We start from the raw sequence: 21,803 nt of genomic DNA on the forward strand, positions 1-21,803 counted from the left end.
AGGCTCTTCTTGAGTTTAAGGTTTTTGAAGATGAAAATCCTGAAGAACTGATAAATAAAATTTACGAAGTTAAGGAGAAGCTGAATACGGGATGTAAGATAAACATAAAGGTTGAGGATACGGAGGCTTTCCAGATTTTTAATACGGACGGACTTCTTCCCGTTTTAAAGAAAGTTCTTGAGAGAATTGAGGGCGAAGCAAAAGAAGGGGTTATGCCCTCCTGGACTGATGCCAGCAATTACCACAAGGCGGGTTATCACTGCGTAATTTTCGGATACGGAAGCCTCCTTGACAGTCACACAGACAGGGAAAGTATATACATTGAAGAACTTGAAAAGTTTACAATATTTTTTTACGAGCTTTTTAAGGAGCTTTCAGGTTTTTAGGTATTTTCTTCTTACCACTTGGAGGAGGTTGTGTGCCAGCCGTGTGGGTTCCGGGATTCGGTAGATTGAGGTTTTTAAAACAAGTTCTATCGCTGTTTTTAGGCTTATGCGGTGCCCGACGGAAACGTAAACGGGTGATGTGTGGGACTTCGTTCTTAGAATAGCTCCGATAATTCTTGATTTATACCTGAGGTATGTATAGCTACCTCTTTCAAGGGGAGGTTCTTTTCCGTATCCGAATAGCCTTGACTTGGCTACACCCACGCTTACCTGGCCTGTCTCAACACCGAAATGGGAAGCTATACCGCATCCTCTCGGGTGAGCTATACCTTGCCCATCTATGAAGTAAACGTCAGGTTTTACCTTAGCTGTTTCGTATAGCTTAAGAAGTAAAGGAAGCTCTCTGAAGGCAAGGAATGTGGGAATATATGGAAACTCAACTATATCCTCAACAACGTGTTTATAAATGGGCTTCAAGGTTTTTAAGTCTATTACAACGAGGGAAGCCCAGGCACGGGTAGGATTTTCCTTTATTTTTTCAAAGGTTAAATCCATTCCACCTACGGTTTCTATCCTCTCAAAGTCATCTTTCGCTATTACCTTTTTCGCACACTCTATTTGAATTCTTTTAAGTCTTTCAAGGGTTTTTTCGTCTACTTCTTTGATTTTACACCCTCCGCTATCTCAAGGAAGTTTTTAAGTATCTCTATCCCGTATTGGGAAAGGACGGATTCAGGGTGAAACTGAACACCGAAAACGGGATAATCTATATGCTGTATTCCCATAATCTCTTTATCGTCGGATTCTGCGGTTATCTTCAGAACTTCAGGAAGGCTTTTCCGCTCTATAGCAAGGGAATGGTACCTTACCGCTTCAAAGGGAGAGGGTATGCCTTTGAATACTCCTTCACCCGTATGGAAAATCTTTGAGCTCTTACCGTGCATAAGTCTTTTTGCATTTACTATTTTCCCTCCGAAGGCGTAACCTATAGACTGGTGTCCGAGACAAACACCAAGAATGGGGTAATCCCTGTAATACTCCTTTATGAGGGGAACTGATATTCCCGCTTCTTTGGGTGTGCAGGGTCCCGGGGATATTACGATTGCATCGGGGTCTATTCGCTTTACTTCATCAAGATTTATCTCGTCGTTTCTCTTCACTATTACATCTGCACCAAGAGAACCGAGATACTGAACAAGATTGTAGGTAAAACTGTCATAGTTATCTATCATTAAAACTTTCATCTGTCCGTTTCTCCAACAACCGGGTCTATACTTGCGAGAACCGTAACAGCGTCCGCTACATACCTGTCCTTCATGAGGTGAGGATAAATACACAGGTTGTAGAATGATGGCGGTCTTATCTTAACCCTGTAGGGCGTAGTTCCGCCGTTTGAAACGACGTAAAAACCGAGCTCTCCTCTGGGATTTTCTCCTGAGGAGTATATCTCACCCACGGGTGCCTTTAATCCTATACCATCCAGGGAGAGTTTTAGCTTGCCTTCTCCCTCGTAAAAGAAAGGTTCGTTCTTTGACATTTTTTCAAGTTTTGCAACACACTGCTCTATTATCCTTACGCTTTGACGCATCTCCTCTATCCTTACGAGGTACCTATCGTAGCAATCCCCTACTTCTCCTACCGGTATGTCAAACTCAACCTCGTCGTAGGCGTCGTAAGGTTCAAACTTCCTTATATCGTAAGGTATTCCCGAACCTCTTATTACGGGTCCTGTAACGCCGTGATAGTATGCGGTTTCTTTTGTTATCACTCCAACGCCTTTATTTCTCCTTAGCCATATACGATTTCTTGTAAGTATCGTTTCCCAGTCTCTTAACTCTGCAAGGAACTTCTTAATGAAGGCTTTTATAACCTCAAGAGCACCTTCGGGTAAGTCCATTCTTACACCGCCTATTCTCGGGTAGGAGATTGTGAGCCTGGCACCTGTTATTCCCTCTATTATGTCCATTATCTTTTCCCTTTCCTTGAAAGCGTAAAGGAATATGGTGAGTGCCCCGAGGTCAAGAGCGTAAGTCCCCAGCCAGAGGAGGTGGGAGTTAATCCTTTGAAGTTCGGACATCATCGTTCTTATATACTTAGCCTTCGGGGGAACTTTATCGTGAATACCCATAAGTCTTTCTATTGTCACTACCCAAGCCTGATTTGAGCAGAGAGCGGATATGTAATCCATTCTGTCGGTGTAAACGAGAAACTGGTTATACATCTCGTTTTCCGCAAGTTTCTCAACTCCCCTATGGAGCTGTCCAAGGATTACGTCCGTTTGGACTATCCTTTCCCCTTCAAGGTCAAATAAGAACCACATAGTCCCGTGAGTTCCCGGATGAAGGGGTCCCCAGTTCAGAACTATTTGGGCTTTCTTCTTAAGTCTCTTTTTTTCCGTAACTTCCAAGTCCTCAAGGGTGGGAACACGGGTATGCATACGTTCGTAGTTCATAGTTCCCTCAAGGTTGTCCCCGAATATAACCTCGTTAAGAGAGGGAAGTTCCTGTTCGGGAATACCCTCAAGGGGAAAGTCTTTTCTAAGAGGAAAGTAGGGGTATGTATCCCACATAAAAGCCCTTACCAAATTCTCGTGTCCCTCATACTGGATTCCGAACATATCGTAACATTCCCTTTCAGCCCACTTCCCCGCAAACCAGAGTTTTTCTATCGTCGGTAGAGTTCCATTAGTTCTTGTTTTTACAATTACTCTTTTCTTCTCGTCAACGTTGTAGAGTATATAGAAAGCCATAAACCTTGATTCTTTATCCTCGGGAAAGGCTATTATATTTTCCTTCACAGCCTTGTTGTATTCCTTTTCTTTCTCAAGTAGGTCCTTAAGGTCAACTACCGAGTGTTCAATGAAGAGTTTAAAACCGAGCTTATCTTTCAGGTATTTAAGAAGTTCTATAAGTTTATCCTTCGGGACGTGTATTGATGTAGCGTTACTCCCTTCAACCACTTTAGCCTCGGGGAATAGTTTTAAGAGTTCCTGAAAGTCGCTTTCCTTTGCCCAGGGCATAATTCTCCTCCGCTTTAAGACTTTTTATTAATATAGCACCATAGTGTTATCTTATATATGTAGTTATGCAGTTCCTAAAAGGGGATAAAGTCTTTAACTTCTTACTTGGTCTCATATACGGATACAGAACTGCCAACATGGATATGAAGATAAGACCTATTTCGGAGTTTAAGGAAGAGGAGTATAAGGATTTTACTCTTTATTACTTAAATAAGGAAAAAGGAGAAGTGAGCAAGGAGAAACCTCTTGAGGAATGCAGTCATATAGTTGCTATAAAGGAAGACCACACAGAGAAAAAAGTAAAGATTGTTATTTTTAAGAAGTAGTTTATAATAAATTTCCATAGGGGCTAAAAAGCCCCGTTGGCTTCTTGGCAATGGAATAAGGAATGTGCATCAGGATATTTTGATGCTTCGATGTTTTGATGACACTTTTATTTTCGTGTTGATTAATAAAGAGAAGATGAGGCTAAATTTTTGAACATTTTCCCGCACTCCGAATTTCCGAAAATTATGTGGACTTTCTTAAGTTCGGGAGTTTCATAAGTTATTTATAGAGCTTTATAATCTTTTTAAAGGAGCGCGGGGTTCCTAATTAACCGTGTGGAGTTGAAAGTCACGGTCTTCTACTTTTTCCGTGGCTAAATATTCAATGTTCCTAATTAACCGTGTGGAGTTGAAAGTGCAGATATCCTCGGGGGTGTGACGAGGAAAACAAGAATAAGAACAATAGTTCCTAATTAACCGTGTGGAGTTCAAAGGTAAAAAAATTGTGTCAGATTTTGGTTATCCTCTAAGTTAAAATAAGTAATTGGAAGAAGAAGGAGTTTAAAAATTAGCTATATTTGAAAGCACGAACTTTGCTATGCCCACCCCACCCGCTGAAGTAAGCTTCTCACTCACCCCTTCAAGGAATGCATCGTAATACATCCTGGTCGTGAAGTCTTTTTCCGAAAGCATAGGCTTGAAGGCTACTTTTAGTATTTCTTTTATAAAGATAGCTTCAAGTTCCTTTGAAAGTTCCTCGGGATTTTTCTTTACAAGCTCGCCGTATGTTAATGAGGGAGGAGGAAAGTATACTTTACTCAACTTTTATCCTCTTTGACTTTGTAGGTTTCCTTTCAGCTTCCTTAATCCTTTCTTCAAGAACCTTTATCTCGTAGTCAAGTATAGTTCTGAATATCTTCAGAACCGAGAGAGGTATCGCATATAGGTTCTTCATAACCTCTTCCCTTACCTCTTTGGGGGGAATACAGAACTCCATAATACGGAAGAACTCCCTCCTCATCTCTTCAAGCTCTTTCTCCATCGTGGGGGTTTTTAGCTCTTCTGTTTGAACCGCTTCCTTTTTTTGCTCCATAGAATATAATTTAAGCACTTGGATAGAGGATAAAGCGATGATTGGAGCGGTATTTGAAAAGCTGTGCCCTAACTGCGGCGGAGAGATTACTTCCTATAGACTTCTCAAGGGTCTTCCCTGTGAGAAGTGTCTTCCGATAGAGGTAGAAAGAGAGAGGGTATGTTCCGAGATAAAGGAGGGAAGGTTTAAAGATTTTTGTTCCCTTCTTGACGAGTTAAGGGAATGGGAAGGGTTCTTTAAAGAAAAACTGGGAACATCTCCTTGGAGTTTGCAAAGGTCATGGGCTCGGAAGGTCTTCCTTAATCGTTGTTTTGCTATGCTCGCACCTACGGGTGTGGGTAAGACTACCTTCGGGCTTTCTATGGCTTCGTACCTTGCGGGTAAGGGAAAGCGTTCCTATATAATTCTTCCTACACAGCTTCTCGTTGAACAGGTTTCCGAAAGACTGAAAAAGTTCGGGGTAAAGGAAGAGGAACTAATAGTATGGGGAAAGCTTAGTGAGAAGAAGAAGAAGGAGTATAAGGAAAGGATAAGTAAGGGAGACTTTAATGTTCTTATATCCACTTCTATGTTTCTCTATAAAAATTACGAGATACTTCCTAAAGACTTTGATTTTATATTCGTTGACGACGTTGACAGCTTCCTGAAAACCGCAAAAAACGTTGATAAAGTTTTATACCTTCTCGGATTTTCGGAAGAGGATATAAATAAAGCCTTTGAATTAATTAAGCTGAAAGAAAAGCCTAAAAAAACCGAGGAGGACTGGGAGGAAATAAGAAGAAGAACGGAAGAACTCAGGGAGATCGCAAAGAAGAGAAAGGGAGTTATAGCTGTTTCCTCCGCTACGGGAAATCCTCGCTCAAACAGGATTAAGCTTTTTAGGGAACTCCTCGGTTTTGAAGTAGGAAAACCTGTTTTATTCTTAAGAAACATTGTAGACGTCTACGAGGAAGCGGAGAACCTTGACAGAACGCTCGTGGAGAGGGTGAAAAAACTCGGAAAGGGGGGGCTCGTTTTTGTTTCATCCGACTACGGAAAGGATAAGGTTGAAGAGATTAAAAAACTTCTTGAAGAAAACGGAATAAAGGCAATCACCTACGAGGAGAAGATAGAACCCTTTGAGAGGGGTGAGGTTGATGTAGTTATAGGTATTTCCTCATACAGGAACCCTCTTGCGAGGGGTATAGACCTTCCCCACGTTGTTAGATATGCTGTATTTTACGGTGTTCCGAAGATAAAGGTTTCCCTAAAGGTTGAGACATCCGTTTCCCACCTCCTGTGGGCTCTCCTATCTCTCAGACCACTCATAACTAAGGATAAGGAGCTTAAGGATTACGTTAAGAAGGTTGACAACTGGATACAGAGATTAAGGAGATACTCCTTCTTAAGTGAGGAGTTCGTGGAAAACAACCTTGAACTAAAAGAGAGGATAGAAAACCTCACAAAGGAGATAAGGGAGTTTTTACTCAGCGATAGCTTGATAAAAAAGATTAAGAAGTCCGACGAGGTAACACTAAGGGTATCCGAGGAAGGATACGAGCTCGTTGTTGCGGACGTTACGGGATATTTACAGGCGAGCGGGAGAACGTCCCGTATGTACGCCGGTGGTCTCACAAAAGGTCTCAGCCTTATTCTCGTTGACGATAAAAAAGCCTTTAAGAACCTTGAGAAAAAGGTAAGGTGGTTTAACCAGGACATAAGCTTTAGGTCTTTATCGGAGGTAAACCTTGAGGAGATACTAACGGAGATAGACGAAGACAGGAGAAAGGTAAAAGAGATTCTTGAGGGTAAGGTAAAGCCCGAATACAAGGAACATGTGAAGCCCGTTCTCGTCATCGTTGAGAGCCCGAACAAGGCGAGAACCATAGCGAACTTCTTCGGAAAACCCGTGAGCAGGAAGCTCGGCGGTATAGACGTTCTTGAGGTTATGGTGGGAGACCTCTATCTTATGATTACAGCATCCCTTGGACATATACTTGACCTTATAAAGAATAGAGCTTTTCACGGTGTCATAGTTCAGGACGGGGAATACGTTCCAGTATACGAGATTATAGAAGGAAAGGAGAAAGTGATTGAGGGATTAAGGGAAGTTGCCCAAGAGGTGGACACCGTTCTCGTCGGAACAGACCCCGACACCGAAGGGGAAAAGATAGGGTGGGACATAGGAGCCCTTCTCAGTCCCTTTATGGAAAACATAGAAAGAATTGAGTTTCACGAAGTCACGAGGAAGGCAATAAGGAACGCTATAGCGAACCCCAGGAGTTTTAACGAGAATTTAGTAAAGGCACAGCTTGTAAGAAGGATAGCGGACAGGTGGGTGGGCTTTGAGGTATCCCGTATTCTTCAGCAAACTTTTGACAAGAGTTGGTTATCGGGTGGAAGGGTTCAGATACCCGTTCTCGGTTGGATAATAGAGCGGGAAAAGCTATACAGGAAGAAAAAACACATCGTTCAGATAACCTTTAAGGAGGACGGAAAGTGGTTCAGGCTTGAATATGAGTTTACCGATAAAAAATCCGCAAAAGCTTTTTACGAGAACTTAAAAGAGGTAGAGGTTGAAACCGTTGAGGAGTGGGAAGAGGAAAGAAAGCCTCTACCTCCCTTTACAACGGATACTATGTTAAAAGAGGCTTCCGACAGATACAGACTCCCCGTTCCTAAGGTTATGTCCCTTGCTCAGGAGCTGTTTGAATACGGTCTCATCACCTATCACAGGACGGACTCAACGAGAGTTTCGGACGTAGGCGTAAACGTCGCAAGGGAATGGATAAGTGAAGAGCTCGGAAGCGACTATTTCACACCGAGAACCTGGGGAGAAGGCGGAGCCCACGAGTGTATAAGACCCACAAAACCCCTTGACGTTGAAGACCTAAGGTCCATGATTTATGCGGGACAGCTCCAAAATCTAACAAGGGAACACCTCCTCCTTTACGAGCTCATATTTAAACGCTTTATGGCCTCCCAGATGAGACCAGCAAAGGTAAAGGTAAGGAGGGTTAAGATAAAAGCCCTTTACAGGGAAACTGAGCATAAACTCAGCGTTGAGATTACACAAGATGGTTTTAACAGGGTTTACAGCATAGAGCTTAACCCTAACCTCCAAGGAAAGGTTTACGTTGAGGACAAGAAGGAGCTAAAGAGCGTTCCGATGGCCTACCTCTATACCCAGGGTAGCCTCGTTGAAGAGATGAAGAGAAGGGGTATAGGGAGACCCTCAACCTACGCAACGATAATCTCTAAGCTCCTTGAGAGGGGATACGTTATAGAGCGAAACGGTTTTCTTATACCGACAAAATTGGGGAAACAGGTTTACGAGTTTCTAAAAAGTAAGGAGAAGATAATACCTTTCGTTTCGGAGGAGTTCACAAGAAGGCTTGAAAAGCTCATGGACATGGTTGAAGAAGGTAAGGAAGATTATAGGAATATACTAAGAGAGCTATATAATGAGGTTAGGGAGTTTGAGAAAGCGGTTGTGGAGTGAGGAGGTAGGAAATGTTTGAGGTAAGGGAAGAGGAAATTGTCGCAAAGAGCGTAAGGATAGAACCGATAGGGAAACCCGAGCGTTGTAGAGATGCGGAAAACTCAAAGTTCTGGTGTATGAAGGTGAAGATAGTATTTGACAACGGAGAGGAGAGGGAGTATACCCTGAAGGGATACAGTGAGATAAAAGAGCTTGAAAACTTCCTGAACAACAAGAAAAACATACAGGACATACTTAACCACGGATACGTTCTCCTAAAGAATGGTGAGATAAGGGTTTACTACCCAACTGTTGAAGAACTCTCAAAGAAGTATGAGGAGCAAAGACCAAAGAGAAGAACAGCAAGGAAAAAAGAGTCTTAAGGTCCTACGTGTCTTATGAATGCAGGAATTTCTTCCGTTCTGAGCCATCCCGCACGGTCTAACCTTTCGTCTATATACTCCTCGGGTTTTCCGAGTTTTTGAGATAGATACTTTACGAAGCTTTCTCTTTTGCCTCTAAACTTCTCTATTTCCTCCTCGGAAACCTCGGGGAATATAAAGGTTACTCTTCTCTTTATCTCGTCCCATACCTTTTTGCTATCGTATATGGAGAACTTCTTATCCCTTACCCCCGTAACCACTGTGAGCTCCTTCAGGAGTTCTATATTCTCCGGAGAGTTTATGAGTATCGCTTCCGCCATGACGGGGTCTACCGTGTAGTATAGTCCGAATAGCTTTCCGAGGAGTCTTCTTTTAGTTCTCATAAATAGGTGTAACTTATCGTGAACCTCGGGAACTTTGTCGTGAACGAGCTCGTAGTAGTTGAGAAGTTCAAGCTCTCTTCCGCCGAGATACCTTATATGGGCTGCAAGACCGAGGATATCGTATTTCTCCGCAGTTACTTGGAATTTCTGTTCTTCCTTCTTTTCTTCTTCCGGATACTTTACCTCTACATCTTCATGTATGGGGGGAACTATGTGCCACCCGGGTGCCTCCCATCCCGCCTTCCTGAGAATCTGTTCTGCTCCCGATTCGTCTATGTTATACCTTTCCATGAGGAGCTTCTTTAAGCCTTCCCTGTTCTTGTAATACTTATCAAGTTCTTCGTCGGGTATATCAACCTCAACGTAAACGAGCTTCTCCTTTCCGGTATCGGGGTCCCTTATTATTATGTTCTTCCGACCTTTTAGGTTTCGCTTTATAAAGGACCACTCCTCGGGCGTCATTACCGGGTCGGGGTGAACACCCGGTGAGAATTCACTCTCAAGCTCAAGGTAAGGGACACTTTCATACCAGGTTGCGAGGTTGAGCTTATCCTCTATCATTTCTTCGGGTTCTCCCAGTTTTTCCTTTACGTATTCTATAAACTCCTTCCTCTTGAACTTGAATCTGTCTATCTCTTCAAAGGTGAGCTGCGGAAAGAGGATTTTCAGCTTATACCTTATGTAATCCCAGTTTCCGAAGAGATTTTGGGGTTCAAGAACGTCCTCAAAGTAAGGGTGTTTTTCTATAAACTCAAAGAAGTAACCTATGAAGGTTCTAACTTTTGGGTCCGTTGACATTAGTATCTCTATAAACCTCGGGTCGTAAAACTTCAGAATGGTTAGAAGCCTCGCTATGTTTATCTTCTTTATGTTGTGAAGGTGACAGAACTCAATTCTATAATCCTTGGGAAACTTGTGGTTATTCTTACAGTAATCGTTTAATAAATCCATTTCCCTTTTTATGAGTTCTCTAAAGATAACCGCCTTCTCAGTTCCATTTATTTTTTCTTTTGTTACAAGTGTTCCAAGTAAATCCATCTTCTCCCACCTCCTTTAGCTTTTACTCTAGTCCCTTTCCTTTTCGTTTTCAATTCAGAATTCTTATAACTTGCTCAAAAATCTTTATAGGACTTATGTCAAGACACTTGTAGTTTATCGGACAGCTTCCCTTGCCGTGAATATCACAAGGTTGACAATCAAGGCATTTGCAAAAAACAACTCCCTCATCGGGATAAAGGGAAAAGCCGAGAGTCGGATGGGTGCCCCCGTAAATCTGAATTGCCTTTGTTTTTACTGCCCTCGCACAGTGAAGAAGCCCGCTGTCGTTTCCGATAAAAAGTCCTGCTCCCTTTATAACTGCAAGAACGTCTATTAGCTCAAGTTTTCCGCATAAATTTATTCCGGGGAAATCCCTTGAAAGCTCGTAATCCTTCTTATCTCCTACGACAACAACGTTAAAACCTTCCTTTATAAGGATTTCGGAAAGCTCCCTGTAGTAGGGATACCTTTTTTTCTTGTATCTCGCTCCCGGTGCTATGACTATGTAATCCCCGTAAAGCTCCTTAAACTTCTTTACCCTTTCCTCGGAAACTTTTATATAAGGCCTTGTGTCCTTTATTTGGACTATTCCATTAAGGCTTTCTGCGTAAGCCTCGGGAACGTAGTAAGGTTTTCTAAAGAACTTAAAGTAAACAGAGAGCCTCCTCCTTATGCTTTCCTTCGGATAGCTTTTCCATTTGCCCCCGAGGAAAAGTCTAACAAGGTAGCTTTTAAGATTCTTGTGAAGGTCTATCTTGAGCTCATAACTTTTTTTAAGATGCTTTAAATCTTTTAGTAAATTCTCCTTCGTAGTTTCTATCACATTTACCCGGTTGTCGTCAAGAAATAAGCCTCCGTAGGGCTTGAAGGTAAGTAAGTCTATCTCGTATCCCTTTTCCCTTAAAGGTCCGAACAGACAGGAAGTTAAAACAACGTCCCCAAGCGAAGAGAAACGGAGTATTAAAGCTCTCATAACACTTCACCCAGAAAGGAAGCAACGATGGGTATTGAGAGATTATCATCAACGGAAAGTTTTAAACTTTCTACGAAGGCGGAAACAAGGGAGATAAAAAAGGCTTTGTAGAAGTCCGTAACAAAAAGGAGAATGACAAAGCTTGCAACAAAAAACGCAACACTTCCTTCAAGGGTCTTTTTGGGGTTGTAAAAGAGCTTCCTCTTACCGAAATAATACCCGAGAAGTCCCGAAAATCCGTCTCCTACTGCGAGGACTATAACTCCATAAACGGCTTCTTTTCCGAATAGTATATAAGATATAAAAACACCGAGAAGGGCATAAAGGGATTGAATTCCCGGTTTTTTTATGTTTTCTTCCCTTTCAAATAGATCTATAAGAGGTTTAAATAAGGGGTATACTTTCTCGTTTTTTAATATGATGAGAAGATTCAAAAATATTCCCAAGGAAAAAAGAAAGATGTTCAGCCAAAAGGGAAAGTATAAAACGGGAATTGCAAGGAAAAGTAATGAGCATATATGAAAGAGCTTCCTTCTCAGCTCAAGCATTAAACTTAAAATTATGACACCCTGTGAACGTTTAAACAACGTATTAGAGAGAGTAGAAAAAGCCTGTGAAAGAGCCAAAAGGGGGAAAATGTGTGCACGACTACTCGGAGCTTCAAAAACCGTTCCTCCCGAAAGGATTAAGGAGTTTTACGAGTGCGGGCTTAAGCTTTTCGGAGAAAACAGGGTTCAGGAGTTCCTGAAGAAATACGAAGCTCTCAAAGGGATTGGTATTGAGTGGCACTTTATAGGACAGCTTCAGACCAATAAAGTTAAGTATTTAATGGGAAAGGTCAGACTTATACACTCCCTTGATAGGAAGAGCCTAGCGGACGAGATACAAAAAAGGGCATTTAGGAAAAACCTTGTACAGGAGGTTTTAATAGAGGTAAACGTAGGAGGTGAGGAGACTAAAGCGGGTGTTTCCCCCGAAAACCTAAAGGAGCTGTTTGAGTATACCCTTAGCCTTCCGAACATTAAAGTTCTCGGTTTAATGAGCATTCCCCCCTATCTTGAGAACCCGGAGAATGTGAGACCATACTTTAGGAAACTTCGCGAACTTAAGGAAGAGCTTGAAAGGGAGTTTAACGTCTCTCTTCCGCACCTTTCCATGGGTATGTCCCACGACTTTGAGGTTGCTATAGAGGAAGGGGCAACAATAGTGAGAATAGGTACCCTTCTGTTCGGAGAGAGGAGGGAATAATGGAGCTCAAGTATAAGATTTGGTTTGAAGAAAAGGGAGAACCAGTCCTTACAGACCTGAAATACAGAATACTGAAGGAGATAAGAAAAACAGGTTCCATAAAAGAAGCTTCAAATAGGCTGGGAATATCTTACAAGAAAACTCTTGAACATATAAAGGTCATGGAGAAGAGGCTGGGGAAGAAAATAGTTGAGAGGGAAAGGGGAAAAGGTGCAAGGGTGACCCAGGAAGGGGAAAAACTCATAAAGGAATACGAGGAAGCCAAAAGGCTCTTTGACAATATAGTTAAATCCTTATACAGGTGAGTTAAAATAAAACTAAAAATTCCTAAGGAGGTTCGTTAATGCAGATGGATTCCGACTTTAAGATAGGCTATGAACTACTCCAGAAATTTAAGGAACAGCTTGAAGCTATAGCAAACGCAAAGAATGAGATGGAGCTTCTTGAAACAGTAGAAGCTATTAAGGAACCGATAAGAAATGCCACATACAGAATTAAGGTAGGGAACGGTCCTCTTAAGGAAGACCTTCTTTCAGCTTTATCCGTAATAGTGAGAGAGATAAGGGAGTTTAACAGCCCTGAAGAGCTTAAAGAGAACGCTAAAAAAGTTCTTGAGCTTTTAAATAACCTTGAAGCTCAAGTAGCTTAAATAATTGGGGGAGGGGTAAACCCCTCCCTTTAGAAAAATTACTCGTTGAGAACCTCTCCGACTCTTCCGACGAGTTCTTCGGAAGGCTTGAGGGTCTTCTTTCCGGGTTCCCACTTTGCGGGACAAGCTTCTTCCGGGTGAGACATGAGGTATACGTTTGCTTCCATCTTTCTTACAAGCTCGTCAGCGTTTCTACCGACATTGTAGTAGTTAACTTCACTTCCAACGAGCATACCTTCAGGGTTAATTATGAATGTTCCTCTGAGTGCGAGTCCCGTGTTTTCGTCGTAAACTCCGAAGAGTCTGGATATCTGTCCCGTGGGGTCTGCTCCCATGGGATACTTTACGTTCTTGAGAAGAGGTTCATCCCTGTGCCATGCAAGGTGAACGAACTTCGTGTCCGTGGATACGGATATAACCTCGCATCCGAGCTCCTTAAGCTTTTCATACTTTTCCGCAAGGTCCGCAAGCTCCGTGGGACATACGAACGTGTAGTCCGCGGGGTAGAAGAAGAGTATTACCCACTTCCTTTCCTTTAGGAGGTCTTCAAGAACAATCTTTCCGAACTTACCCGTGGAAGGGTCGTAAATTTCCATCTCAAAATTAGGAACCTTGTCTCCTACCCTGAGCGGGCACTCGGTTATTATCTTTTTGGCTACTTCCTTTACATCCATAGCTTACACCTCCTTTGAAAATTATTTTCAATTAAATATTATACTCAAAAATCCAATTTAAACAAGTTCCTTAACCTTGTTCACAACTTCGTCGTAATCGGGTTCCTGCGTTATCTCGGGAACGAGCTGTATATACGCTATCTTTCCTTCTTTGTCTACTATGAAAACAGCCCTTGCGAGTAATCCTTTGAGAGCTCCCTCTCCTATAAGAACGCCATACTTCTCCATGTCTCTGTATCTAAAATCGGAAGCTACCGTGACGTTTTGTATGTTAAAGCTCTCACAGAACCTCTTCTGGGCAAAGGGAAGGTCCATTGATACAACGGTAACGTCCACCCCTTGCATTCCCGCCATTATCTCGTTGAACTTCTTGGTTTCCGTTTCACAGACAGGCGTATCAAGTGAGGGAACGGTGATTATAACTTGAACTTTTTCCTTCTTTCCACCTATAGCCTTTTCTTCAAGATCTTTTGTAACAACCACGGCTTCGGGTGCTCTGTCCCCTACGTTCAGGGCAGGGCCTACAAGGGTTACAGGATTTCCCTTTAAGTTAACCGTTTGTGCCATATTTATAGCCTCCCTTTAATCATTCTTTACTCAAGGATTATAAACTGAGAAAGATTTTTAATTAATGATTAAGATCAAGTTTACCTGAATTTGTTTGTAACGGGCATTCTCCAGTCTTTTCCAAAAGCCCTCGGGGTTATCTTTGTCCCTATGGGGGCTTGCTTTCTCTTATACTCGTTCTTCCTTATCATTGAAATTGTTTCATAAACCGCATCTTTCGGAAGTCCTTTTTTTATTATTTCCTCAGGGGAAAGTCCCTCTTCTATGTAAAGTGTTAGAATTTTGTCAAGAACCTCGTAAGGGGGAAGAGTGTCCTGGTCTGTCTGGTTGGGTCTTAGTTCCGCGGAAGGGGGTTTTTTAAAGACCCTTTCGGGAATGTCGGAACGCTTCTCGTTCCTGAACTTTGCAAGTTCGTAAACGAGGGTCTTATACACGTCCTTTATGGGGGCAAATCCTCCCGCCATATCCCCGTATATCGTCGTGTATCCCACCGCGGTTTCACTCTTATTTGAGGTTGAGAGAACGATATACCCGAACTTGTTTGAGAAATAAAAGAGTATGTTAGCCCTTATTCTTGCCTGTATGTTTTCGTCCGCAACGTCAAACTTAAGCTCGCACAGCTCTTTTTCAAACTCCGAAAAGTAAGCCTTATAAATACTTTCTATAGGTATTACGTGAAACTCTATACCGAGGTTTTCTGCGAGTTTTTTTGCATCCTCGTAACTTTCCCTTGAGGAAAACTGCGAGGGCATGTATACACCGACAACCCTTTCCTTTCCCAGAGCGTCAACCGCAAGGCATGCAACGAGCGAGCTGTCTATCCCTCCCGAAAGCCCCAAAATAGCCCTCTTAAAGCCGTTTTTATTCACGTAGTCTTTAAGACCGAGCTTTAAAGACTCGTATATCTCCTCAAGCCCTTCGGGTGAAGGCTCAACTCTTCCCTCAAAGTAAGGCTTTTCCCCGAGGCTTACTGTAGCTTTTACCTCAATCCTTTTGGTTCTTGAGCTTGCCTCTCTCCATCTTAAATCTGTTAGCCTTTTTTTCCTTACCTTATCAAGCTCAAGGCTTACCGTGAGAATGTCCTCCTCAAAGGCTTTAGCTCTCGCGATAACTTCTCCTTCCGGGGATACGATAAAGCTCCTTCCGTCAAAAACGAGCTCGTCCTGTCCTCCGACCAGGTTAACGTAACAAACGTAAGCGAGGTTATCTTCCGCCCTCGCCTTTACGAAGCTTTCCTTAAAGGAATACTTCCCCACGTGGTAGGGGGAAGCGTTTATGTTAACAATTAGCTCCGCTCCCGACAAAGCGGTTTGCCTCTCAACTCCGTCGGGATACCATATGTCTTCGCATATGGAAAAGGAAATCTTATAACCGTTTATATCTATAATTAATGGTTCTTCACCCTTTCTGAAGTATCTGTATTCGTCAAAAACGCTGTAGTTGGGAAGATAATGTTTTTTATAAATACCGAGAACTTTTCCTTTGTAAACAACTGCGAGAGCGTTGTATAGGTCAAACTCGTAATGGGGAAATCCGAAAACAATAACTGTGTTATAATGCATACTTTTATTAACGACGTCCCTGAATGCCTCCATACAAGTCCTTAAAAAATATTCCTGATGGAGTAAGTCCTCGGGAGGATAACCCGATAGGGCGAGCTCGGGAAAGACTATAATATGGGTATCCCCGGAGTATTTCTCAATAACCTTAAAAATCTTTTTTTTGTTTCCCTCTATATCACCTACGGTGAAATTCAGCTGTGCGAGGGTGATGTTTAACATCCTGTATTATATTTAACATGAGATTGAGGATATACGTTGACGGAATCGTTCAGGGAGTAGGCTTTCGGGCATATACCAAAAGGATTGCGGACAGCTATGGACTTAACGGGTGGGTGAAAAACTTACCGGACGGTAGGGTTGAAATACTCGTTGAAGGTGATGATGAACTTATCGGCTACTTCCTTAAGGATATACTAAAGGGTCCTCCTGCTTCTCGGGTTGATAAGATAGAGGTAATAAAGGAGCAATCCGATGAACCTCTTTACGGTTTTGATATTAGGTATAGTTAGTTTACTCAGTTGTAGCTTCTCGGCGGATTACTGCCGAACTTATTACAAAGTTAGGAAAGGTGATACCCTCTGGGAAATTTCAAAGAAATACGGAATAAGTATTAAGAAGTTATACAAGCTGAACCCGAAACTAAAAAAGAGAAAATACCTTATTCCCGGTGAAAAGATATGCTTGAGGGAGGGAGAAAAATATGTAATATACAGGGTAAAAAAGGGAGATACGTTAATCGGGATAGCCAAAAAGTTCGGGTTAAGTGTAAAGGAGATAAAAAAGGCAAACAACTTAAAGGGGAACGTCATAAGGGTAGGGCAAAAACTCAAAATTCCCGTAAAGGGTAAAGTTAAAAAAGTAGTAAAAAGAGAAAAAAAGAAAACGAAGAAGAATTTTATAGTTTACCGTGTAAAAAGAGGAGACAGTCTTATAAAAATAGCAAAGAAGTTCGGAGTAAGTGTTAGAGAGATAAAGTTTTTAAACAATATAAAAGGAAACAGAATTTACGTTGGTCAAAAACTTAAAATTCCTACAAGGAAGGTTTATCTATACGAGGAAATAAGGAGGAAGTATGAGGAGAAAAAGGGAAGGGTGGTTCTTGATAGGGTTAAAAAAGTGGTTTACCTGAGATATAGGGTAAGGAGGGGAGACTCCTTAATAAAAATAGCAAAGAAGTTCAGGACGAGTGTGAAAGCAATAAAGAGGGCTAACAGACTTAAGGGAAACTTAATAAGGGCGGGACAGGTTTTAAGGATACCCGTTTATAAATACGTGTTTATAGAGAAGATTGCGAAAATTCCGAAGATTTCCCTTAAAGAGCTTCCCGTTGACGGAAAGGTAGTAAAAAACGATAAGGGGGTATACATATACACCGATTGCGGTAAACCCGTAAGGGCTGTGGCAAGCGGTAAGGTGGTCTACAGCGGAAATGACCTACACGCCATGGGAAATATGGTAATAATCGAACATAACAACTTTATAAGTGTTTACGCTTACAATGCGAGAAATACTGTAAGGCTAGGACAACACGTAAAAAAAGGAGATGTTATAGGATACGTGGGTATCGTTCCCACGGAGGGGAAGTGTGCTCTTCACTTTGAGATAAGAAACTTAAACGGTGCCATTTTAAACCCTTCTTACTATCTTTCTGAAAAGAGATGATTTTAAAGGAAGGGGAAGCTCTCGTAAAAGCAAAGGAAATTCTTGAAAAAGGTGGTATAGTTGTAGCTCCTACTGATACCATTTACGGGATGCTTGCGGATGCAACAAACGAAAAAGCGGTTAAAAAGTTATACGAGATAAGGAGACCCTCAGGGAAGCCTTTTATCGTCTTAATTCCCGACAAAAGCTGGATAGAAAAGCTCTGCTTGTACCTTCCCGAAGAGTATGAATCCCTACTTCACACCGAAGGTTTAACGCTAGTTCTTAAAAAAAGGTGCGAGAAACTCTCGTATATAAGCAAGGATAGCTTGGCGGTAAGGATTCCTAAGAAGGGTTTTGTGAGAAAGCTTCTTGACGTTCTTAAAAAGCCCCTTGTAGCTCCAAGTGTAAACCCTGAGGGAAAGAAGCCTGCAACGACTATAGAAGAGGCTTATAAATACTTCGGCAAGAAGGTAGAGCTTTATGTTGACGGGGGAAAGATAGAAGGTGAACCCTCAACACTCGTTGATTTAAGAAATGGTTTAAAAATCCTGAGAGAGGGAAAGGTAAAGAGGGAGGAGATAGAAAGGATTATTGGTAAATCTTGACAACGTTGTAAAAGGTATCCCTTTCTGCCGGTATCTTCCCCGCGTCTTTAATCAGTTTTACAAGTCTGTCTATGGAGTGTCCGTAAGCTGATTTTGTTCCCGCCGCGTGGACTATCTTCTCCTCCTGTATCGTTCCATCAAGGTCATCCGCCCCGAAGTTCAGGGCGACCTGAGCTACCTTCTCGCCGAGGGTTACCCAGTAAGCCTTTATGTGTTCAAAGTTGTCCAGGTATATTCTGGAAATAGCTATGGTTTTTAGGTCGTCTACGGAAGAGGTTCTGTATCCTCCCAGTCTCGTTCCTTCGGGCCAATAGGCAAGGGGTATGAACACCTGAAAACCTCCCGTTTCGTCCTGAAGTCTTCTCAACATCTCCATATGTTCAATCCTTTCCTCCAAGGTTTCCACGTGTCCGTAAAGCATTGTTGCGTTGGTGGGTATACCGAGCTTGTGTGCGGTTTTGTGAACCTCAAGGTATTCCTCTGCGTTCGCCTTGTAGGGGGCTATTATCTTCCTTACTCTTTCGGAGAATATCTCCGCTCCTCCTCCGGGTAATGCATCAAGTCCTGCATCCTTTAGCTCTCTTAAAACTTCCTCATAGCTCTTTCCCGATATCTTTGACATATGGTGAATCTCAACCGCGGTCCAAGCCTTTACTATTACCTCGGGAAACCTCTTTTTTATCTCCCTTACTATCTCAATGTATTTCTCGTATCCCCAGTATGAAGGAATGCCCCCGACTATGTGAACCTCCCTTCCGCCCATTCTATACAGCTCTTCAACCTTTCTGAGTATCTCTTCAAGGCTCATCTCATAGGCTTTGGGGTCCGTTTTCTTAACACCGAAGGCGCAGAAGTCACACTGATACATGCAGACGTTTGTGGGGTTTATCTGTCTGTTAACTATAAAGTAGGCATACATGCCGTTCTTCTGTCTGTTTAGATGCTCCGCAAGAATTCCCAGAGCAGTAAGGTCACCGTTTTCGTATAGGTATAACCCTTCCTCGGGTGTTATCCTCTTTCCTTCAAGAACCTTTTCCGCAATCCTTAAAAACTCTTTATCCTCAACGGTTTCAAAAATCGTTTCCACAGAGAGCATAATAATAAACTATACCTCGGTGAACTCGTTCCTCACAGGTTCTATCTCATTAACTTTTTCTATCAGTCCCTCGTCAGCAAAGTAAACCCCGTATCTCTTATCGGTCTTCTCTATGTGTCCGTAGAGCCATCCTATTACAACAGCCTGAAAGTGCTTTATGATCTTATCTTCTCCCGCTTTAAGGGGTTCTATAAAGCCTATAAAAAGCTTTTCAAGGGCTTCGTGTGATCTGGTGTGAGTTTCCCCTTCGGGATAATTGAACTGTCTAAAGACCTCCTCCTCATGCCTCAGGTGGTCTCTCAGGTAAGGAATGAGTATATCAACGATAAAGGAGGTGGCTTCCTGTCTTCTGTTGTTTTGGAGTAGCTCTCTCAGGAAGTTGAGCATATTTAAAATTGTTTTATGCTCCTCATCAAAACAAAGTACCCCCGTATTTAACCTTTCTTCCCACTTCAGCTCCATAACCCGCTCCTTAAATAATTAATTACTTATATAGTAATACTCTAATACAACCGGTCTTAAGATTGTGTTAATTTCTTCGTCCTTGCATCTTACTGACGAACCTATAAGGATAAATGCCCTTGCGAGTTCGTTGTTGAGGTAAGAGAGTTTTTTAATTCTAAGTTCTTTGAACGTTTTCTTTTCTTTGCTTCCTATTATAAAGCCCCACTCTCCCATTGAAGGTATGTTTGCAACCAAAGGAATCGTGTAAAATCCCGCTTCTTTTATAGTTCTCAAGATAGAACAGAAAACCTTCCTCTTGAAAAATACATCCCCCGCTTGGGTTATAAACACACCTTCCTTTGTAAGGATATTCTTAAGTTTTCTGTAAAACTCAAGGGAGTAAACACGCGCACTTGAGTAGGTTCTCGGGTCTACGAGGTCAATTACCACGAGGTCATACTCTTCTTTTGTTCTGAGGACAAAGTTAAAGGCATCCTCCGAAATTACGCTTACCCTTTTGTCCCTAAAGCTATCTTTGTTTATCTTCCTCATTACTGGGTTTTCTTTTGAAAACTCAAGGAGCTTTTCGTCTAAATCCACGAGGGTTGTACTCCGAAAAGGATACTTCACAAGCTCCCTGAGGGCAAGCCCGTCTCCTCCACCGAGCACAAGAGCTTTTCCGTAGTGGTCTATAAGGCTTGCGGGAATGTGAACAAGGGTTTCGTGATACCTTGTCTCATCAAGGGTAGAGAACTGTAGGTGTCCGTCAAGGTAAAGGGAATAAAAGTTCTTATACTTTGTGAGAACAACCTTCTGGTAAGGTGTTCGGAAAAAGGTTATTATCTTCTCTCCGTAAAACCTCTGTTCCTCGTAGAGGGTTATCTTAGGAGCAAAAAATCCGTATAGTATGAGGGTAATGCTGACAAAAAAAGTGAAAATCCTTAAGGGGAATCGCACGGGAAAGTAAAGGGAAAAAAGAAAAGCAACCGAAAGGTTCATAAGCCCTGCTATAAGGGTTGTGTATAAGAGCCCGAGTTTAGGGAGCAGAATGTAGGCGTAAAGGAGTCCCGCAGGAAGGGAGCCAAGATAGTCCTTTTCAAGAATTGCGGATAGATTTACTTTAAGTTCTTCATACCTGTTGTTTATCCTCACTGCTATAGGTATCTCAATACCTATGAATGTTCCTATGAGTGCGGAAAGAGAGTAAATAACTATTCTGAGTTCAAAGGGGTAGCTTCCGAAGTGGTAAGCGATTATAGGAGAAAGAGAAACCAGGAGAGAGAGAAATACTTCTGCAATTACAAATGTCTCAACCAGTCTCGTATCGGGTATGTATCTCGTGAGTCTTGAGCCTATACCCATAAATAGGAGAAAGAGAGAGATAACGACGCTCCACTGAAATACAGCGTTTCCGAGGAGATAAGTTGCAAGGGTTGCGACCGAATACTCCGCAACGAGTCCCGAAAATCCTGTGAAAAATACACATAGTTTTAAAACAGTTGATTTTTTCATCCCACTATGATTAGTGTAAGGAGTGCACTTACCAAGAAAACACCCCCAAGTGTGAGTGAAGCACTAAGGTTATTCTCAAGAACCGCCGAGGAAAGGATTATCTTCCTGAATATCACATACTCAAAAAGGAGGTAGAGCAAAACCATGATTAACTGGGAGATGAGGAAATAAAGCAGAGTAGTAAGTATGTCAAGAAAAAGATTTCCCACAAAGTCCCCGGAAATTGTATTGAAAACTACTATTGATACTGAGAAGGATATAAAGCCCAAAAGTATCGAGGCAGCTACGTTTCCTTTTTTCACCTCTTTTTGGAAATCAAGGGAAAGTATGCGGGAAAATACACGCGTTGTTATGTATAAAAGAAACATACCCAGGAAGGTATAAATGACGGAGTATAAAACAGTAAGTATTGGGCTATCAAGTATCCAGTAGGCTCCCGAGAGGATGAGACCGACGGAAAGAAAGTAAAAGGCTTGTGTTATCCCTGCGGAAATGTTTCCTTTAAGGATTTCCTCTCTCAGATCAATCTTTCTCAAAAAGAGAAGGTCAAAAAGATAAACACCTGAAAAAAGAAGAAGGGTTATAAACAAGAGCGTTAGAAGTTCTTTCAAAGGACTTTCTGGAGAATAGCTCATATAAAGGACAAAGGAAAGGGACACGAAAAAACCAAAGAAAGATATACCAACAGCGTTGTTTCCCTTAGAAAATATTTCCTCTTCTACTTTCACGTGCCTGAAAAAGACGAGGTCGTAAACATACTTTGAGAGTATTATCCAGAGGATTAAAAGAAGTAAACTCATC

24 protein-coding genes and 1 pseudogene are annotated in these 21,803 nt (G+C 42.0%); 10 read left to right on the plus strand and 15 right to left on the minus strand.

The window, feature by feature from the left end:
- Positions 1-386: pseudogene (locus ACWB1W_RS00925) on the plus strand (M20 family metallopeptidase); the annotation flags it as partial.
- Here ACWB1W_RS00925 and ACWB1W_RS00930 read toward each other — a convergent pair.
- Genes ACWB1W_RS00930 through ACWB1W_RS00940 form a run of 3 tightly spaced genes read right to left on the minus strand, consistent with a single transcriptional unit; the run spans position 375 to position 3,405 of the window.
- Positions 375-1,052, minus strand: coding sequence for an endonuclease V (locus ACWB1W_RS00930; RefSeq protein WP_479369549.1), 678 nt, complete (start codon positions 1,050-1,052; stop codon positions 375-377). The pseudogene ACWB1W_RS00925 and the gene ACWB1W_RS00930 sit on opposite strands and share 12 nt — an antisense overlap.
- Positions 1,040-1,630 carry an anthranilate synthase component II gene (locus ACWB1W_RS00935; protein ID WP_479369515.1) on the minus strand — a complete coding sequence of 197 codons (591 nt, stop codon included), beginning with the start codon at positions 1,628-1,630 and terminating at the stop codon, positions 1,040-1,042. Before ACWB1W_RS00935 ends, ACWB1W_RS00930 begins: the two co-directional genes overlap by 13 nt.
- Positions 1,627-3,405: an NADH-quinone oxidoreductase subunit D gene (locus ACWB1W_RS00940; RefSeq protein ID WP_479369516.1), complete on the minus strand. Its 1,779-nt coding sequence runs from the start codon at positions 3,403-3,405 to the stop codon at positions 1,627-1,629. The genes ACWB1W_RS00935 and ACWB1W_RS00940 overlap by 4 nt, the downstream gene beginning before the upstream one ends.
- A 65-nt stretch (positions 3,406-3,470) precedes the next feature.
- Between ACWB1W_RS00940 and ACWB1W_RS00945 the strand changes: the two genes are divergently transcribed.
- Positions 3,471-3,731: a hypothetical protein gene (locus ACWB1W_RS00945; protein ID WP_479369517.1), complete on the plus strand. Its 261-nt coding sequence runs from the start codon at positions 3,471-3,473 to the stop codon at positions 3,729-3,731.
- 501 nt (positions 3,732-4,232) lie between these two features.
- Here ACWB1W_RS00945 and ACWB1W_RS00950 read toward each other — a convergent pair.
- Both ACWB1W_RS00950 and ACWB1W_RS00955 read right to left on the minus strand, forming a co-directional pair.
- Positions 4,233-4,493, minus strand: coding sequence for a hypothetical protein (locus ACWB1W_RS00950; RefSeq protein ID WP_479369518.1), 261 nt, complete (start codon positions 4,491-4,493; stop codon positions 4,233-4,235).
- Entirely contained in the window at positions 4,486-4,764 is a 279-nt protein-coding gene (locus tag ACWB1W_RS00955; RefSeq protein ID WP_479369519.1) for a hypothetical protein, read from the minus strand. The genes ACWB1W_RS00950 and ACWB1W_RS00955 overlap by 8 nt, the downstream gene beginning before the upstream one ends.
- A 37-nt stretch (positions 4,765-4,801) precedes the next feature.
- On the opposite strand from ACWB1W_RS00955, the gene rgy reads away from it, so the two are divergent.
- Positions 4,802-8,245: a reverse gyrase gene (rgy, locus tag ACWB1W_RS00960; protein ID WP_479369520.1), complete on the plus strand. Its 3,444-nt coding sequence runs from the start codon at positions 4,802-4,804 to the stop codon at positions 8,243-8,245.
- An 11-nt stretch (positions 8,246-8,256) separates the two neighbouring features.
- Positions 8,257-8,607: a hypothetical protein gene (locus tag ACWB1W_RS00965; RefSeq protein WP_479369521.1), complete on the plus strand. Its 351-nt coding sequence runs from the start codon at positions 8,257-8,259 to the stop codon at positions 8,605-8,607.
- Here the strand turns inward: ACWB1W_RS00965 and ACWB1W_RS00970 are convergent.
- Genes ACWB1W_RS00970 through ACWB1W_RS00980 form a run of 3 tightly spaced genes read right to left on the minus strand, consistent with a single transcriptional unit; the run spans position 8,604 to position 11,549 of the window.
- Positions 8,604-10,028, minus strand: coding sequence for a hypothetical protein (locus ACWB1W_RS00970; protein ID WP_479369522.1), 1,425 nt, complete (start codon positions 10,026-10,028; stop codon positions 8,604-8,606). The two genes, ACWB1W_RS00965 and ACWB1W_RS00970, sit on opposite strands and share 4 nt — an antisense overlap.
- Before the next feature lie 49 nt (positions 10,029-10,077).
- Positions 10,078-11,001: a glycosyltransferase family 9 protein gene (locus ACWB1W_RS00975; protein WP_479369523.1), complete on the minus strand. Its 924-nt coding sequence runs from the start codon at positions 10,999-11,001 to the stop codon at positions 10,078-10,080.
- The gene (locus tag ACWB1W_RS00980) at positions 10,998-11,549 is read right to left on the minus strand and encodes a diacylglycerol/polyprenol kinase family protein (protein ID WP_479369524.1); all 552 of its coding nucleotides are present in this window, start codon (positions 11,547-11,549) and stop codon (positions 10,998-11,000) included. Before ACWB1W_RS00980 ends, ACWB1W_RS00975 begins: the two co-directional genes overlap by 4 nt.
- 13 nt (positions 11,550-11,562) lie before the next feature.
- Between ACWB1W_RS00980 and ACWB1W_RS00985 the strand changes: the two genes are divergently transcribed.
- From ACWB1W_RS00985 to ACWB1W_RS00995, 3 genes are read left to right on the plus strand one after another with little or no spacing between them, the layout of a single operon-like run.
- Positions 11,563-12,249 (plus strand): YggS family pyridoxal phosphate-dependent enzyme, encoded by a 687-nt coding sequence (locus tag ACWB1W_RS00985; protein WP_479369525.1) that lies wholly within the window; start codon positions 11,563-11,565, stop codon positions 12,247-12,249.
- The gene (locus tag ACWB1W_RS00990) at positions 12,249-12,554 is read left to right on the plus strand and encodes a winged helix-turn-helix domain-containing protein (protein ID WP_479369526.1); all 306 of its coding nucleotides are present in this window, start codon (positions 12,249-12,251) and stop codon (positions 12,552-12,554) included. The genes ACWB1W_RS00985 and ACWB1W_RS00990 overlap by 1 nt, the downstream gene beginning before the upstream one ends.
- A gap of 38 nt (positions 12,555-12,592) precedes the next feature.
- Positions 12,593-12,898, plus strand: a complete 306-nt coding sequence (locus ACWB1W_RS00995; RefSeq protein ID WP_479369527.1) for a hypothetical protein — start codon at positions 12,593-12,595, stop codon at positions 12,896-12,898.
- 38 nt (positions 12,899-12,936) lie between these two features.
- Here the strand turns inward: ACWB1W_RS00995 and ACWB1W_RS01000 are convergent, their stop codons facing one another.
- From ACWB1W_RS01000 to ACWB1W_RS01010, 3 genes are all read right to left on the minus strand, one after another.
- Positions 12,937-13,572 (minus strand): peroxiredoxin, encoded by a 636-nt coding sequence (locus tag ACWB1W_RS01000; RefSeq protein ID WP_479369528.1) that lies wholly within the window; start codon positions 13,570-13,572, stop codon positions 12,937-12,939.
- A gap of 57 nt (positions 13,573-13,629) precedes the next feature.
- Positions 13,630-14,139, minus strand: coding sequence for a thiol peroxidase (gene tpx / locus ACWB1W_RS01005; protein WP_479369529.1), 510 nt, complete (start codon positions 14,137-14,139; stop codon positions 13,630-13,632).
- A gap of 80 nt (positions 14,140-14,219) precedes the next feature.
- Entirely contained in the window at positions 14,220-15,920 is a 1,701-nt protein-coding gene (locus tag ACWB1W_RS01010) for an NAD+ synthase (RefSeq protein ID WP_479369530.1), read from the minus strand.
- 17 nt (positions 15,921-15,937) lie between these two features.
- Here ACWB1W_RS01010 and ACWB1W_RS01015 point away from each other — a divergent pair, with 17 nt between their 5' ends.
- The 3 genes from ACWB1W_RS01015 to ACWB1W_RS01025 are packed head-to-tail and all read left to right on the plus strand — an operon-like array spanning position 15,938 to position 17,950.
- Complete coding sequence (locus ACWB1W_RS01015; protein WP_479369531.1) at positions 15,938-16,210, plus strand: acylphosphatase; 273 nt, start codon at positions 15,938-15,940, stop codon at positions 16,208-16,210.
- Positions 16,173-17,363 (plus strand): LysM peptidoglycan-binding domain-containing protein, encoded by a 1,191-nt coding sequence (locus ACWB1W_RS01020; protein ID WP_479369532.1) that lies wholly within the window; start codon positions 16,173-16,175, stop codon positions 17,361-17,363. The genes ACWB1W_RS01015 and ACWB1W_RS01020 overlap by 38 nt, the downstream gene beginning before the upstream one ends.
- Positions 17,360-17,950 carry an L-threonylcarbamoyladenylate synthase gene (locus ACWB1W_RS01025; protein WP_479369533.1) on the plus strand — a complete coding sequence of 197 codons (591 nt, stop codon included), beginning with the start codon at positions 17,360-17,362 and terminating at the stop codon, positions 17,948-17,950. The genes ACWB1W_RS01020 and ACWB1W_RS01025 overlap by 4 nt, the downstream gene beginning before the upstream one ends.
- Here ACWB1W_RS01025 and mqnE read toward each other — a convergent pair.
- From mqnE to ACWB1W_RS01045, 4 genes are read right to left on the minus strand one after another with little or no spacing between them, the layout of a single operon-like run.
- Entirely contained in the window at positions 17,934-19,046 is a 1,113-nt protein-coding gene (gene mqnE / locus ACWB1W_RS01030) for an aminofutalosine synthase MqnE (RefSeq protein WP_479369534.1), read from the minus strand. The two genes, ACWB1W_RS01025 and mqnE, sit on opposite strands and share 17 nt — an antisense overlap.
- Before the next feature lie 9 nt (positions 19,047-19,055).
- On the minus strand, positions 19,056-19,508 hold the full coding sequence (locus ACWB1W_RS01035) for a bacteriohemerythrin (protein ID WP_479369535.1): 453 nt from the start codon (positions 19,506-19,508) through the stop codon (positions 19,056-19,058).
- A gap of 18 nt (positions 19,509-19,526) precedes the next feature.
- Positions 19,527-21,002 carry a polyamine aminopropyltransferase gene (locus ACWB1W_RS01040; protein ID WP_479369536.1) on the minus strand — a complete coding sequence of 492 codons (1,476 nt, stop codon included), beginning with the start codon at positions 21,000-21,002 and terminating at the stop codon, positions 19,527-19,529.
- The gene (locus tag ACWB1W_RS01045; RefSeq protein ID WP_479369537.1) at positions 20,999-21,802 is read right to left on the minus strand and encodes a DUF350 domain-containing protein; all 804 of its coding nucleotides are present in this window, start codon (positions 21,800-21,802) and stop codon (positions 20,999-21,001) included. The genes ACWB1W_RS01040 and ACWB1W_RS01045 overlap by 4 nt, the downstream gene beginning before the upstream one ends.
- Between the last annotated feature and the right edge of the window lies 1 nt (position 21,803).

It is taken from the genome of Aquifex sp. (assembly GCF_056494385.1).

Bases quoted from the DNA above. Each gene is read 5' to 3' on its own strand.
- ACWB1W_RS00935 (WP_479369515.1), bottom strand. From the start codon at position 1,630: ATGAAAGTTTTAATGATAGATAACTATGACAGTTTTACCTACAATCTT.
- ACWB1W_RS00940 (WP_479369516.1), bottom strand. From the start codon at position 3,405: ATGCCCTGGGCAAAGGAAAGCGACTTTCAGGAACTCTTAAAACTATTC.
- ACWB1W_RS00945 (WP_479369517.1), top strand. From the start codon at position 3,471: ATGCAGTTCCTAAAAGGGGATAAAGTCTTTAACTTCTTACTTGGTCTC.
- ACWB1W_RS00955 (WP_479369519.1), bottom strand. From the start codon at position 4,764: ATGGAGCAAAAAAAGGAAGCGGTTCAAACAGAAGAGCTAAAAACCCCC.
- rgy (WP_479369520.1), top strand. From the start codon at position 4,802: ATGATTGGAGCGGTATTTGAAAAGCTGTGCCCTAACTGCGGCGGAGAG.
- ACWB1W_RS00965 (WP_479369521.1), top strand. From the start codon at position 8,257: ATGTTTGAGGTAAGGGAAGAGGAAATTGTCGCAAAGAGCGTAAGGATA.
- ACWB1W_RS00970 (WP_479369522.1), bottom strand. From the start codon at position 10,028: ATGGATTTACTTGGAACACTTGTAACAAAAGAAAAAATAAATGGAACT.
- ACWB1W_RS00975 (WP_479369523.1), bottom strand. From the start codon at position 11,001: ATGAGAGCTTTAATACTCCGTTTCTCTTCGCTTGGGGACGTTGTTTTA.
- ACWB1W_RS00980 (WP_479369524.1), bottom strand. From the start codon at position 11,549: ATGCTTGAGCTGAGAAGGAAGCTCTTTCATATATGCTCATTACTTTTC.
- ACWB1W_RS00985 (WP_479369525.1), top strand. From the start codon at position 11,563: ATGACACCCTGTGAACGTTTAAACAACGTATTAGAGAGAGTAGAAAAA.
- ACWB1W_RS00990 (WP_479369526.1), top strand. From the start codon at position 12,249: ATGGAGCTCAAGTATAAGATTTGGTTTGAAGAAAAGGGAGAACCAGTC.
- ACWB1W_RS00995 (WP_479369527.1), top strand. From the start codon at position 12,593: ATGCAGATGGATTCCGACTTTAAGATAGGCTATGAACTACTCCAGAAA.
- ACWB1W_RS01000 (WP_479369528.1), bottom strand. From the start codon at position 13,572: ATGGATGTAAAGGAAGTAGCCAAAAAGATAATAACCGAGTGCCCGCTC.
- tpx (WP_479369529.1), bottom strand. From the start codon at position 14,139: ATGGCACAAACGGTTAACTTAAAGGGAAATCCTGTAACCCTTGTAGGC.
- ACWB1W_RS01010 (WP_479369530.1), bottom strand. From the start codon at position 15,920: ATGTTAAACATCACCCTCGCACAGCTGAATTTCACCGTAGGTGATATA.
- ACWB1W_RS01015 (WP_479369531.1), top strand. From the start codon at position 15,938: ATGAGATTGAGGATATACGTTGACGGAATCGTTCAGGGAGTAGGCTTT.
- ACWB1W_RS01020 (WP_479369532.1), top strand. From the start codon at position 16,173: ATGAACCTCTTTACGGTTTTGATATTAGGTATAGTTAGTTTACTCAGT.
- ACWB1W_RS01025 (WP_479369533.1), top strand. From the start codon at position 17,360: ATGATTTTAAAGGAAGGGGAAGCTCTCGTAAAAGCAAAGGAAATTCTT.
- mqnE (WP_479369534.1), bottom strand. From the start codon at position 19,046: ATGCTCTCTGTGGAAACGATTTTTGAAACCGTTGAGGATAAAGAGTTT.
- ACWB1W_RS01035 (WP_479369535.1), bottom strand. From the start codon at position 19,508: ATGGAGCTGAAGTGGGAAGAAAGGTTAAATACGGGGGTACTTTGTTTT.
- ACWB1W_RS01040 (WP_479369536.1), bottom strand. From the start codon at position 21,002: ATGAAAAAATCAACTGTTTTAAAACTATGTGTATTTTTCACAGGATTT.
- ACWB1W_RS01045 (WP_479369537.1), bottom strand. From the start codon at position 21,802: ATGAGTTTACTTCTTTTAATCCTCTGGATAATACTCTCAAAGTATGTT.